Below are 13,430 nucleotides of genomic sequence, written 5' to 3'. Positions count from 1 at the left end.
CCTGCCTGTGCCTGGAAGTGTTTCGTCAAGAGGTGACAAACGTCACGCCCCAGTGTTGCAATCGCTCGTTACCGCAACGGCTTCAGGGTGTCGACCTCGCCGGCAACCCCGTCTCCGTCGCTGCCGTCGGAACGTGCTGTGGTAGAGGAGGATCGATGCCGAGGCGACGCGTCGACCGGTGTCTTCATGTGGGCCGGGGCAATGCGAGCGCACAGGTGGTAGAGCCCGATGACGACGATCGTGCCGAGGGAGATACCGCTCAACGAGAACGAATCGCTGAAGACGAGCGAGGTGTCGCCGATCGCGATGATCAGCCCCGCGGCAACCGGCATCATGTTGAGCGGGTTGCCGAAGTCGACACCGTTCTCGCGCCAGATCTTGGCACCCAGCAGACCGATCATGCCGTAGAGGACAACGGTGATACCGCCGAGTACGCCGCCGGGGGTGGCCGAGATCAGCGCGCCGAACTTCGGCGAGAATCCGAGGATCATGGCGATGATTCCGGCCGCCGTGTATGCCGCCGTCGAATAGACCTTGGTCGCCGCCATGACGCCGATGTTCTCGGCGTAGGTCGTCGTCGGTGAGCCACCGACCGAGCTGGCCATGACCGTTGCGATGCCGTCGGCAGCGAGTGCCCGGCCCATCATCGGGTCGAGATCGTCACCGGTCATCTCCGCGACAGCCTTGACGTGTCCTGCATTTTCGGCGATCAGAGCGATGACACCGGGGAGGACGAGAACGATGAAGGCGAGACTGAACGACGGTGCATGAATGCCGACGATGCCGTTCGCCTCGTCGCTGAACGGCGGGAGCCCGAACCATTGCGACGCCTCGACACCCGACCAATTGACGCGGAAGTGCTCGGTGACCTCGCCGGCCGTGGCGTCGTAGGACGTGATGGGCCCGGATACGAGGTCGAGGATCCAGGACAGCGCGTACCCGAACACCAGCGACAGCAGAATCGCGATCCGTCCGAGGAACCCGCGTAACGCTACGCTCATGACGATGAGCACGAACATCACTGCGAGAGCGACCCATTGGTCCTGTGGCCAGTAGGTGCTGGCGACGACAGGCGCGAGATTGAAGCCGATCAACATGACCACCGCACCGGTGACGACAGGGGGCAGCACCCGCACCACGACGCCGCCGCCCATGAAGTGGATGGCGAGCCCGGCGAGAGCCAGGACGAGGCCCGATACGAGGATGGCACCGGTGATCTCGGCCGACGTTCCACCCTGCGCTCGGATGGCCGCGACACCGCCGACGAACACCGCGGACGTGCCGAGGTAGCTGGGGATGCGGCCCTTGACCATGAGTAGGAAGAAGATGGTGCAGAAGCCCGACATCAGAATGGCGAGTTGAGGATTGAGTCCCATGATGATGGGGAAGACGAATGTGGCCCCGAACATCGACACCACATGCTGGCCGCCGAGACTGATGGTGCGGCCCCAGTTCAACCGTTCGTTCGGCGCGACGACGTCACCCGGTCGAACATTCTTTCCGTCTCCGTGAATCTTCCAGATAGGCATGTCGAGCCTTTCTCCAACGTATCGAACCGGGGTGGTTCGCGGGATGGGTAAAGCATTGTCCTGCAACGTTACTGACGCATTTCCAAATCGCTACGAGCGCAATCTGCCAAGCGCTCGATGGCGGGTCCGTCACATGTGGTGGTCGGTTCCGCGCATGGCCATGATTTTCAGCGCAAGGGAAAGATCCAGGCGTAGATCGGCGCGATCGGTGAAGGGGCCCAGTATCTTTTCGAGTTTCGTTATTCGGTATCGCAAGGTGTTGTAGTGAAAGTGCAGTGCCCGAGCGGTTTCGGCGATGTTGATGTTGGTGGCCAGCAACGTCTCCAGCGTTCTGCGCATGTCGCGTGCCTCGTCGTCGTGTCCGGCGAGGTCGTGCAGGGTTTCCCGGGTGAACGATTCGAGCTCGTCGACGTTGTCCACCAGGCTCAGTAGTCGGAACACGCCGAGTTCGTCGAACGTGGTGACGGCCCAGTCCCCGGATACCTGCCGGCCGACCTTCAACGCGGTACGCGCCTGGCCGTACCTGCTGGGGATGTCGGCCACCGTGATGCACGGACGCGAAATCCCGACCGTGAACGGTTGCCGACCACCGCCGCCGTCTCCGTGCACTCGTTCGACGATCTCGTGCACGTCCGCGACCGTCGTCGGACGTTCGCCCATGATGATGACGGTCTCGGTGCCGAGGGCGGCGATGGCGGCCTGCGGATCTCGTTGTGCCAGAGCCCCTGCGAAAGCCGACATCTGCCGATCGACGAGTGGCCTGCGGCCGGGCGTCGGTTCGTCGTCGAGGTGTGGGATCGGTTCGATCGCGACGATCACCACCGGCCTGCCGAGATCCCAGCCGAAGCGTCGAGCATGCGCCACCGCGTGTGCGTGCTCGCCGCCTCGGCCCAGGAGAAGATCGCGCAGAAAATTCGATCGGTGTTTCTCCTCGACTGCTGACAGCGCGAGATCGCGAGTGACGACCATCGCCAACACGCCTGCGGCCGCGTCGGCAGTGTGCAGGTCCGATTCCGTCAAAGGCCGACGTGAGGAGAACAGAACGATGCGTCCGTGGTCGATTCCGTTGGCAGTAATGGCGCATACCGCGATCGAATTGCCCTGTTGCGAACGAAGACCGAGGCCGCCGTCGACGGAGTCGGTGCGCAGTCTTCCGGTGGGATCGAGGGCGGTGCTGGTGCTGAGGGCGGACAGTTCGTCGTCACTGCCTGCCGAGGCAAGTTCGCGTCCGTCCACCGTGGTGATCGACACTGCCACATCGCATTCGACCGAGGTTGCGAATGCCAGTTGTGCCACCCCGCCGCCGGCGAGCGTGATGTCGGTCAATGCCCGGCGCAGACGTTCGGACCGAAACATCGCTCGTGCCTGCGTCTTTGCGTTGTCGCGCAGGCCCGCGGTGAGATCGTGCCCGGGGTCGAGTTCGCCGCAGACCTGAACCAGCGGCAGGCCCAGTGTCTCGGCACTCACGCCGACGCTGTCCGGAACGGCGATGTCGTCGTCCACCCGCACCAGAATCCCGGCAACGCCGAGGGAATGCGCTCGGGACAGCAGCGCTGCCGTCGGCTCCGTCAGGTGCGTGAGGGCCTCGCTCGTCGTGGACAACAGGTCACCCGGCCGAATCCAGAACCGAATGCCGGCGGGGTCGTCGACATGATTGATTCTGCGTACCGGCCGGCCGAGGCCGGCGCGACCGGCGAGCAACGTGGCGTGCGCCAGCAGGTTCGAGCCCAGCACGGTCTCGACGGTATGCGGTACCTCCGTGGTGGGCGAGCGTCGCTCGTCGTGCAGTGTCAGCACCTGACGGCCGATCGAACGGGTGATGTCGCGTCGATCTCGGCAGCGGCATCGCGGTGGATCGGCCCACTGAGACTTCGCAATTCGAGCCCGGTCGTCTGCCGTGAGACCTTGAGGATCTCGGCCACGATGGATATCGCCGTTTCCGGTGGAGTGGAGGCACCCAGATCGAGCCCGATGGGGGAGTGCAACCGAGCCAGCTCGCTCTCGGTCACCCCGCGCTCGCCGAGCAGTTCCACCCGGCGGCGGTGGGTAGATCGACTGCCCAGCGCGCCCACGTAGGCGGCACCACTGCGCAGCGCGACCTCGAGCAATGGAATGTCGAACTTCTCGTCATGGGTGAGAACGGTGATGACGGTGCGCTCGTCCACCGGCGCAGTAGCGAGGAACGTGTGCGGCCACGCCACCACGACGTCGTGCGCGTCGGGGAATCGTGCTCGGGTGGCGAACACCGGGCGGGCGTCGACGACGGTGACGGCGAAGCCGGCGAACGTGCCCAGGCGGCACATCGCGGCGGCGAAATCGATGGCACCGAACACGTACATCCGGGGCGGTGGTCCGAACAACTCGACCAGGACGGACCGCGCGCCGTCGTCGGCGATGCGAATGTCCAAGCCGGACTCGCCGCGGTGCAGTCGGTCGAGAACGGCGAGACCCACGCTCGAACCGTCGGACTCGATGTCGGTGAGACCGTCGGGATCGACGGTTGCCTCCGTTCCCAGAACCGCCAGCCGCGTCGGGGCCCCGGTGGTGAGATCGGTGAGCACGGCCACCGGCTCGCCGCTCGAGACCAGACGAGCGACGTCTTCGAGTGCCGCGCACGCGTCGCTGTCGATGAGACGAACGAACACCTCGATGGTGCCGCCGCACGTGAGGCCGACGCCGATCGCGTCGTCGTCCGCTACCCGGTAGGTCTCGCTCCTGGCCATGCCGTCGGCGAGGACGTCGTTCGCCAGCTCGTACAGGGCACCTTCGATGCAGCCGCCGGAAACGCTGCCGATGACCTGACCGGACGCGGCGACTGCCATGGCCGCACCCGCGGGGCGCGGCGACGACTGCCACGTACGCACCACCGTGGCCAGGGCGAACGGCTCACGTTCGCGCAGCCACGGGGCCACGTCGTCGAGAATGTCGCGCATGCCGCCGCCTTTCGACCGGATGAGTGATGCCCATCACGCTAGTTGCTGGCGCGGGCCGACCATGAAACACATTTCGACCAAATCGACAGCGGGTCGTTGTAAGAACCTGCCGTCGCGGTACGGATGGACGGACCGAGCGGACTACGTCAGAGCAGCGGCGACGGCGAGAGCGTGATGCTCGTGCCACGGCTTGGCGATGATCTGCACCCCGATCGGCAGACCGCTGCTGGAGGTGGCAACGGGAATCACCACCGAGGGCACCCCGAGGATGCTGATCGCTCGGCTGCTCGCCAACGCCTGCGACCACGACAAAGATGCACCGTCGACCTCGAAGCTCGTCTCACCGAGCGGCGGAGCGAGAATCGATGCGACGGGAAGTATCAGGACGTCGCCCATCGTGGACACCAGCTGGTGCTGCATCTCGGCGCGGCGAGCCCACAGTGCCTCGACGTCTGCGGCCGTGGGGGTTCCGACGGCAGCCAGAATGGCCCGAATGTTGGCGCTGAACTCGGCGGGGCCGTATTGCTCGATGTCCGTTTGGGTTTCGCAGCCCCGCATCCGAGTGAACAGCTCATGAGCTTCGCGTAGTGCGGTGCCCTCGTACGGCGTCACCGATCCGACGAACGGCTCTGTGCGCAGAGCTGCGGCCTCGACGGCAGCGCGGATCTCCGCATTGACCGGAATCGTGCCTTCTCCTGTGGCCCAACGAATATCGAGCTCGCGGAGGTTCACGCTCGCAGGGTCGGTCCAGGTGTATTGCGGCGACGACAGCACGCGCAGCAACAGGATCACGTCGTCGAGAGTGCGGGCCATGGGTCCGATGGTCTGCACGGTGCCGTGCATGGTCGCCGGATTCGTCAGCACTCGGTTGTTGCTCATGACACCGGGATACTGCCCCTCGGAGTCGATTCGGCCCGGTGTCGGCCTGATCGAGCACAGACCGGTGCAGTGCGCGGGCCACCGCACCGAACCACCGAAATCGGTGCCCAGTCCCACCACGCTCATGCCCGACGCGATGGCCGCCGACTCACCGCCACTGCTCCCGCCCGGTGACAGCTTCGTGTCGGCGGAAGAGAGCGGGTTGACGGTGTAGCCGAACAGGTCGTTGTGCGTGAGTCCGCTGGCACCGAACTCCGGTGTGTTGGTCTTACCGATCAGGATTGCGCCCTCGGCGCGCATCAGAGCAACGGCGGGAGCGTCGACGCGAGGGACGTTGTCCGCGAGCGCATGTGAACCCGCGGTGGTGCGAACTCCGGCGGTGGCGATCAGGTCCTTGACCGTGAACGGCACTCCGGCGAGGTCGCCGACCCGCTCGCCGCGGGCGATGCGGGCATCGATTCCGTCGGCTGCCAGCAGTGCCGATTCGGCTGCGACGGTGACGATCGCATTCAGCTCGGTGTTGATTCGGCCGATGTGTTCGAGGTGCTGCTCGGTCACCTCGCGCGCGGACACGGCGCCGGCGCGCACTGCTGCCGCGAGTGCGACGGCGTCGGTTCCGATCGAATTGCCCTCAGGCACTGGGTGTCTCCTCGGGTGGTGTCACAGCCCCTTCATCTCCGCGACCCGCAGTGCCAGCGCTACATCCAGGCGCAGAATCGGATCGGTGGTGAACGGGCCGACGATGGACTCCAGCTTGCCGATGCGGTAGCGGAGCGTGTTGTAGTGGAAATGCAAGACGCGGGCGGTTTCTGCCACGTTGCAGTTGGTGTCGAGCAGCGCCTGCAACGTCTGGCGCAGGTCGACGGCATCGGCGTCGTCGCCGGCGAGTGAGCCCAACACCTCGGTAGCGAAGGCCTGCAGCTCGGCTCCGTCGGTGACCAGTGACAGCAGTCGATGCACGCCCAGGCCGTCGAAATGCGCTACCGAGCCGTTGCCGCGCATGCGCCGTCCTACGACGACTGCTTTGCGGGCCTGATCGTAGGCGCGCGGAATGTCGGCAACGGAGTCGATGACGCGGCTCACGCCCGCGCCGAACGAGTTTCGTCCGCCGCCCTTGTCTCCGGCGACGGAGGCGATCAGATCCTCGACGACGTCCCGTTCGGTGCCGGGTTCGGCCGGCATGAGCGTGACGACCTCGTTGCTGAACCCGACGACGGGAGCCCGTCGATCGCGCCTGCGCACCACCTGCTGCCACGCCGCGGTCAGCCGCTCCTGTGGCAGGCGGCCGGACACGGCCGGCTTCACCGAGTTGCTCACGGCAACCTCGGCGATTTCGTCCAATTGGGCAACGATGACGACCATGCTCCGGTCCACGTCCCAGTCGAGCTGGGCGCAGTACTCGATGATCTGTTCGGGGGATTCGGTTGCGCCGTTGAGGACGTCCCGCAGGAAGTCGCCGCGAAACTTGGACTCGACGGCAGAGACCGCGAGCTTCTTGATGACCGCCAACGCCACGACGGTGGCCGCGCGTTCGAGGGACTGCATCGTGACGGGACCGAGTCGCTCGGCGGCCGCCACAGCCACGATCAGTCCGTGGTCGGTGCCGCCCGCGATGATCGGTGCGACGGCAATGCGGTGCCCGCTGTCGCCCGGTACCGGTTGCAGGCCCTCGTGGAGTCGTTCGGTGAGCAGGCGACCGGACGGGTCGAACAGCGGCATCTCTTCCAAAGCCGCGAGATCTGCGTCTGTTCCTGCTGTGGCCTGGACTCGACCGTCCGGAGTGCAGATGAGCACCGTTGCCTCGAACAGCGTGGCGACCTCGTCGGCGATCTGCGGTAGATCGCCGCCTTCGAGCACGATCGAGGTCAGTGCTCGATGCATGCGATCGGCGATATCCAACGCCCACGCCTGCCGGTCGACGAGGTGGGTGAACACCTCGGAGATGACCTCGTCGAAGCCGACATCTCGGCGAATGAGGAAGAGCGGCAGGCCGAGTCGATCTGCTGCCTCGATCATCGCAGCGGGCACGTCTCCGAAGTAGCGTCCTTCTTTGACTCCGAGCGCGGCCGCACCGCGTTCGGCAAGTCCTTCGACCAGCTCCACCAGGGCACCGGCATCGAACGGGCGGCCCGAATCTGCATGCCGCAGTGGGAAACCCGTTGTCAACAGCAGTTCGTTCGGTTTCACCCACGGCAGGATGTCGGGAACTTCGATGACGTTGACGCGTCGAACCACATTCTCGAGTCCCTGCTCGCCTGCGACAAGAGTGGACCCCGAGAGGCTGGGGAGCGCAAGCAATTCTGCGACGGTGAGCGCGTAACTCGCCGACGCCGGGAAGTCTCGTACTCGTGGCCGAAGCGCACCGACCATGTCATCCATTGTTCAACAATACTGTGTAGGGCATGTCGCGACGGCGGGGGATCAGCCGACGTGCAGTGCCGGCGGGAGGACGCGCTCGACCCACCGCGAGGCCTGCTCGTAGGCGTAGGCGAGCTGCAGAACCGCCCGGTCGGCACCGTGCCTGCCGATGATCTGAACACCCATCGGCAGACCCCGATCGTCGAATCCGACCGGGACGGCGGCGGCAGGAACGCCGGTCATCGTCCAGGGCACCACCGTTTCCATCCACCGGTGATAGGTGTCCATGGGTCGACCCGCGATGGACTGCGGCCAGTGTTGGTCCTTGTCGAACGGGAACACCTGAGCGGTGGGCGCGAGAACGAAATCGTAGGTCTCGAACAATGTCGTCAGTGCGCTCTGCCAGTCGTTGCGAGCCTGCGCTGCCTTGGTGACATCGAGTGCGGTCAATGCGACGGCATGCTCCATCTCCCAAAGCATTTCGGGCTTCATCAGCTCCCTCGTGCGCGGGTTCTCGTACAGATCGGCCATCCCGAGCTGCGCCCACCACCGCCACGTCAGGAACGAGTCCCAGATTTTCGCCGGGTCGTACGACGGCACGGTACTTTCCACTGCGCAGCCGAGGTCCTCGAAGACGGTGAACGACGACTCGCACAGAGCGAGGACACCGGGTTCGGTAGCCAGGTGGCCGTTCCAGTCTCCGACCCACGCGATGCGAGCACCGCGGAAGCTGCGTTCGAGAGTGCGGGTGAAGATCTCCGGGTCCTCGTCGATCCCGAGGGGCGCGTTGGCATCCGGGCCCGCCATCGTCGACAGCAGATGTGCGACGTCGGTGACCGATCGTCCCATCGGTCCGGCGACCGCGCCCTGGGCGATGAAGCCGGGCTCGGGAATGCGTCCCCACGACGGGCGAAAGCCGACCACATTGTTGAAGGCTGCGGGGTTGCGCAGCGATCCCATGTAGTCGGTGCCGTCGGCGACGGGCAGCATGCGCAGGGCCAATGCTGCCGCCGCACCTCCGCTGCTTCCGCCTGCAGTGCGCGAGGTGTCGTAGGGCGAGACCGTGGTTCCGTACACCGGGTTGTACGTCTGAGATCCGAACCCGAATTCCGGTGTGTTGGTCTTGCCGATCACGATGGCACCGGCCGCTTTCACGCGGGCGACGAACAGATCGTCCGCCTCGGCGATGCGATCGGCGAAGATCGGTGACCCCGATGTGAACGGTAGCCCTCGGGCTGCCGACAGATCCTTGACCGCATGGGGAAATCCGTGCATCCACCCGAGATACTGCCCGTCCGAGAGCTGCCGATCTCGCTCGCGTGCCTCGGCCAGCAGGTCGTCGCGATCACGCAGGGCGACAATGGCATTGACCGTCGGGTTGTGTGCCTCGATGTGGTCGAGGTACGCCGTCATGGTCTCGACGCACGAGACTTCGCGGCGCTTGATCTTGCCGCTGAGCTCGACCGCGTCGGACATCAGAAGTTCGGCAGCGGGTCCGACGGTGGTTGCCATGGTGGTTCCTTCGTTCGAGAGAGACGCAGAAGCAGGGAGGGCCGGACGCCGCGCGAACCCCAGACTGTCGGGTTCGCGCGGCGCTGTTCGATATCGAAACCGGCGTTATCCGAGGTCGACGATCGCGGCGACGGGGCCGCCACCTTCGGGGCCCTGGTGCGCTGCCGAGACCGATACGAAGACCGCTGGGTCGCCGGTCACTGCTGCGGTGACGCCGCCGACGCACGCCTTGATCTGGCGGTGCCAATGGACGTCGGAATCGTCGAGCATGGCGTTGCGCCGTCCACGGACCGTACCGTCCTGGCTTGCTTCGCATTTGAGGAAGACGTTGACGAGCTTGCCGCCCAGATCCTTCGTGTGCGGCCGTTCGGGGAGTTCGAGACCGGCATCCTTGATCGCGTTCCAGATGCCGTCCTGATCGAGCGCGTCGTTCATCACGCTGTGTCCGATGCGGTACCGGCCGCCGATTCCGCGAGTGTTACCCACGACGACGATCTGCGCACGGTCCAACTCGACGCCCGAGGAGCACGACGCCACCGAGGAGTACAGCTCACGACTATGCATGACGTCCTCGTCGGTCGGCATATCGATCTCACCGAGTGCGACAGCGATACCGAGAGCGGTGCCGCCGTTGGACAGATCCATCGACTCGTGGGTCTGCTCGGTCCAGACGGTCTTGCCACGGCTCTTGGCGTCACGGATGGTGTGAATCGTCAGCAGCGGGGTCTTGGTCTGCACGTAGTGCACGTCTGCGGGATCGGTGATGCCCGCGTTGGCCATCGCATCCTTGACTGCTGCAGCCACTTTGGTGATCATCGCGGTGCGGCCGATGTCCTCGGGCATCAACTGCTCGCTCATCGCGACGCCGACCGTCAGGCGCGGCTCCTCGGTCTGCACTGCCTTGTCCGACGGTACGGTCGCGAAGATGGTGGCGTGGGGGCTGATGACTCCGTCGGTGCCACCGGACCAGACGATCGGAACCTCGCCGACATCGTGTGCGCTGCGAGTTCCTTTCGCGGACAACACTTCGCGGAAAGCTCGGTCGGCGATGATGCGGGTGTAGTCGTTGACTCCGCCGTTGCCTTCGGTCTTACCGATGACTGCAATGACCCGGTCGGCGTCGAGCACCCCGTCGTCGATGAGCTTCGCCAGCTCGCTGGCATCGGACACGTTGTGGAGCGGGACCTTGCGGACCTCGATTGCGTCGGGCACTGAAATCTCCTTCATCGGGATCTGTGGGTACTGCAGAGTCGGCCGGCGTTCGCGCGGCGGGGGCTCGCCCCACGAACGTTATCGACCGTGGGACCGGGGGTGCACTGGCAAGCTTTGCCCAATCAGCGCACTTTTTTGGTTATCGGACATCCCCAGGTAGCGGTAGCGCTGCAGCCGTGAGGTCGCCAGCGCGGCAGGGTCGGCAGCAAGGAGGACGGCCAACTCGTGTTCGAGCACGGTCCCGAGGCGAGACAGGAACGCCGCAGGCTCGTCGGAGGCATCCGGCCGTTCGGCCACGATCCGGTCGATGACACCGTTACGCAGCAGGTCCAGGCTGCGCACGCCCTGCTCCTCTGCCATCTCGGCTGCGCGGTCGGTGGTGTGGAACTTGATCGCCGATGCACCCTCCGGCGGCAGTGGCGACAGCCAACCGTGCTGAGCACACAGCACCCGATCGGCGGGGAGCAGTGCGAGTGCGCCGCCGCCGGCTCCCTGGCCGAGCAGCAGGCAGATCGTCGGTGCCTTCAGTGTCGTGAGTTCGACCAAACAGCGGGCGATCTCGCCCGCGAGGCCACCTTCTTCGGCCTCCTTGCTCAACGCGGCACCGGCAGTGTCGATGACTGTGACGAGGGGTAGTTGCAGCTCTTCCGCCAGCCGCATTCCGCGTCGTGCCTCCCGGAGGCCGGCGGGACCCAACGGCTGATCGGCGAAAGTGCGGTCCTGGCCGAGAAGGACACACGCCGAGGCCCCGAACTTGGCAAGGGCCAGAAACAAACCGGGTTCGATCTCACCGGCTCCGGTGCCCTGCAACGTCGTCACCGTGTTCGCGGCCGATCGTACGAGGTGGCGTACTCCCGGCCGTTCCGGCCGTCGAGAACGACGGATGGATTCCCATGCAGGCACATCGTCGAGGTGCTCCAACGGGATGTTCGGAACCGGCGGAGGTGGCTCGTGTGGCGCACACAGGACGGCGAGCGCCGAAATGGCAACCTCACGGAGTTGCTCGGGAGGGACCACCGCGTCGACCAGGCCACGGGCGGCGAGGTTTTCGGCTGTCTGCACTCCCTCGGGAAACTTTTCGCCGTACAGCGCCTGGTACACGCGCGGACCGAGAAAGCCCAGGAGCGCACCCGGTTCGGCCGCAGTGACGTGGCCGAGTGAGCCCCACGAGGCAAGTGCTCCACCGGTCGTGGGATGGCGAAGGTACACGGCGTAGGCGAGACCCGCCGACTTGTGCGCAGCGATAGCCGCCGAGATCTTGACCATCTGCAAGAAGGCGACCGTGCCCTCCTGCATCCGTGTTCCGCCGGAGGTCGGCGACGCGAGCAGCGGAAGCTGTTCTGCTGTCGCCTTTTCGACGGCCTTTACCAATCGTTCGGCGGCCGCCGTTCCGATGGAGCCGGCGAGAAACCCGAACTCGCACAGGACGAGTGCCACTCGGCGCCCCGCGAGGGTGGCTTCGCCGGTCAACACCGACTCGTCGCAGCCGCTCGTTTCGCGCGCCGCGGCGAGCTCGTCGAGATAGCCCTGCTCCGCCGGTCCGTGCACCCCGATCGGGGGAAGGGGGTCGGTGTCCCACCGGACGAAACTGCCGGCGTCGACGACCATCTCGACGAGTTCGAGCGCGCCGAGCCGGGCCGGCGCGCCGGTGCGGGTCATGGCGTCGTCTCGAGCCAGGCGCGGATCGAGTCGCCGTGCTGGTCGAGGGTCGGCGGGGCTGCGTGCGTCGTGCGCATCGCGGCACCCTCGCAATCCTCGTCCATGCGCAGCGGTGGGCCGGGCAACGTGATGGTGCCCAGGGCCGAATGGTCGACGTCGATCATCAGTCCCTGCGACCGGGTCTGTTCCCAGGTGTAGACCTCGGCCAGATCACGGACGCGTCCGGCCGGTATGCCCAGCTCACCGAGTAGTCCGAGAAGTTTGTCGGTCGGCCAGTCCGCGAAAACGGCATCGACAGCGGCGATGACGGCCTCTCTGTCGTCGACCCGTTGGGGGTTGGTGGCCCACTCCGGACGGTCCAATCCGAATGCGGGAGCGAAGCGCTGCCACAATCCCTCGCTGCCCACGGCAATCTGAACCAGCCCCTCGGACGAGTGGAACAGACCGTACGGGCAGATCGACGGGTGATGTCCGCCGGTGGGGCGGGGCACTTCGCCGGCCACGGTGTAGCGAGTGCCTTGAAACGCGTGCACTCCGACGATGGAGGCCAGCAGGCTGGTACGCACGACGCGGCCGCGGCCGGTGGTGTTGCGCTCGTGCAGTGCGGCCACGACGCCGTACGCGCCGTTCATTCCGGCGAGCAGATCGCCGATGGGAACGCCGACCCGAGTGGGCTCGTCCTTCGACGGCCCGGTCAGGGACATCAATCCTGCTTCGCCCTGAGCGATCTGGTCGTAGCCCGGGCGCGTGCCTTCTGGCCCGTCGTGGCCGAAACCGGTGATCGACAGGATCACCAGACGGGGGTTCAGCTCGTGCAATGCCTCCATGCTGTAGCCGAGGCGAGCGAGAACGCCGGGGCGGAAGTTCTCGACGAGCACGTCGGCGCGGCGGATCAATGCGGTGAGCGTTTCTCGGCCGTCGACAGCTTTCAGGTCCAGTGCAATGGACTCCTTGTTGCGATTGCACGAGAGGAAATACGTCGAGTGTCGATCGCCCTCGTCGTCGGCGACGAAGGGCGGCCCCCAGCTTCGCGTGTCGTCACCGCCGCTGGGCGATTCGACCTTGATCACTCGCGCGCCGAGGTCCCCGAGCATCATCGCGGCATGGGGTCCGGCGAGTGCCCGCGACAGGTCGACGACCAGGCAGTCGGAGAGCGGTCCGACCGTCATCGGATTGCGTTCCGAGACAGGGGAGCGATGTCGGTGTCGAACTCGAATCGATCGTTGCGAAGCGTCATGCGTCCGAGTCAACGTGCCGGTCGCGGCTCCGTCGTGGGCAAAAGTTGCCGACGCTGAGGGGTCGCTTTCGGACAGTTCGAGCGAGCGCGAGCCGTGTGGACGGATGGCCG

9 protein-coding genes are annotated in these 13,430 nt (G+C 65.8%); all 9 read right to left on the bottom strand.

Annotated features, from left to right (window positions below; genetic code table 11):
* Positions 1 to 68: 68 nt before the first annotated feature.
* Positions 69 to 1,529: a uracil-xanthine permease family protein gene (locus tag RFA01S_RS21395; RefSeq protein ID WP_052060614.1), complete on the bottom strand. Its 1,461-nt coding sequence runs from the start codon at positions 1,527 to 1,529 to the stop codon at positions 69 to 71.
* 129 nt (positions 1,530 to 1,658) lie between these two features.
* Entirely contained in the window at positions 1,659 to 3,263 is a 1,605-nt protein-coding gene (locus RFA01S_RS21390) for a helix-turn-helix domain-containing protein (RefSeq protein WP_238325075.1), read from the bottom strand.
* 56 nt (positions 3,264 to 3,319) lie between these two features.
* Complete coding sequence (locus RFA01S_RS21385) at positions 3,320 to 4,462, bottom strand: XdhC family protein (RefSeq protein ID WP_032406909.1); 1,143 nt, start codon at positions 4,460 to 4,462, stop codon at positions 3,320 to 3,322.
* Positions 4,463 to 4,603: 141 nt separating this feature from the next.
* Positions 4,604 to 5,980, bottom strand: coding sequence for an amidase (locus RFA01S_RS21380; protein WP_032406908.1), 1,377 nt, complete (start codon positions 5,978 to 5,980; stop codon positions 4,604 to 4,606).
* 21 nt (positions 5,981 to 6,001) lie between these two features.
* Complete coding sequence (locus tag RFA01S_RS21375) at positions 6,002 to 7,720, bottom strand: PucR family transcriptional regulator (protein ID WP_032364364.1); 1,719 nt, start codon at positions 7,718 to 7,720, stop codon at positions 6,002 to 6,004.
* A gap of 42 nt (positions 7,721 to 7,762) precedes the next feature.
* Positions 7,763 to 9,211 (bottom strand): amidase, encoded by a 1,449-nt coding sequence (locus RFA01S_RS21370; protein ID WP_032393067.1) that lies wholly within the window; start codon positions 9,209 to 9,211, stop codon positions 7,763 to 7,765.
* A 105-nt stretch (positions 9,212 to 9,316) separates the two neighbouring features.
* A complete protein-coding gene (bar, locus tag RFA01S_RS21365) occupies positions 9,317 to 10,423 on the bottom strand; it encodes a barbiturase (protein ID WP_032375321.1) in 1,107 nt (368 codons plus the stop codon).
* 78 nt (positions 10,424 to 10,501) lie between these two features.
* Positions 10,502 to 12,082 (bottom strand): carboxyl transferase domain-containing protein, encoded by a 1,581-nt coding sequence (locus RFA01S_RS21360; protein WP_032406907.1) that lies wholly within the window; start codon positions 12,080 to 12,082, stop codon positions 10,502 to 10,504.
* Positions 12,079 to 13,251 carry a CaiB/BaiF CoA transferase family protein gene (locus RFA01S_RS21355; protein ID WP_032364454.1) on the bottom strand — a complete coding sequence of 391 codons (1,173 nt, stop codon included), beginning with the start codon at positions 13,249 to 13,251 and terminating at the stop codon, positions 12,079 to 12,081. The genes RFA01S_RS21360 and RFA01S_RS21355 overlap by 4 nt, the downstream gene beginning before the upstream one ends.
* Positions 13,252 to 13,430: the final 179 nt, after the last annotated feature.

It is taken from the genome of Rhodococcoides fascians NBRC 12155 = LMG 3623 (assembly GCF_001894785.1).
Classification (GTDB): Bacteria; Actinomycetota; Actinomycetes; order Mycobacteriales; family Mycobacteriaceae; genus Rhodococcoides; species Rhodococcoides fascians.
The sequence above is the reverse complement of the archived record's forward strand: the minus strand, read 5'-3'. Positions and strand labels throughout refer to the sequence as shown.

Coding starts and splice junctions, on each gene's coding strand:
- RFA01S_RS21360 (WP_032406907.1), bottom strand. CDS start 12,082: ATGACCCGCACCGGCGCGCCGGCCCGGCTCGGCGCGCTCGAACTCGTC.
- RFA01S_RS21355 (WP_032364454.1), bottom strand. CDS start 13,251: ATGACGGTCGGACCGCTCTCCGACTGCCTGGTCGTCGACCTGTCGCGG.
- RFA01S_RS21375 (WP_032364364.1), bottom strand. CDS start 7,720: ATGGATGACATGGTCGGTGCGCTTCGGCCACGAGTACGAGACTTCCCG.
- RFA01S_RS21385 (WP_032406909.1), bottom strand. CDS start 4,462: ATGCGCGACATTCTCGACGACGTGGCCCCGTGGCTGCGCGAACGTGAG.
- RFA01S_RS21395 (WP_052060614.1), bottom strand. CDS start 1,529: ATGCCTATCTGGAAGATTCACGGAGACGGAAAGAATGTTCGACCGGGT.
- RFA01S_RS21370 (WP_032393067.1), bottom strand. CDS start 9,211: ATGGCAACCACCGTCGGACCCGCTGCCGAACTTCTGATGTCCGACGCG.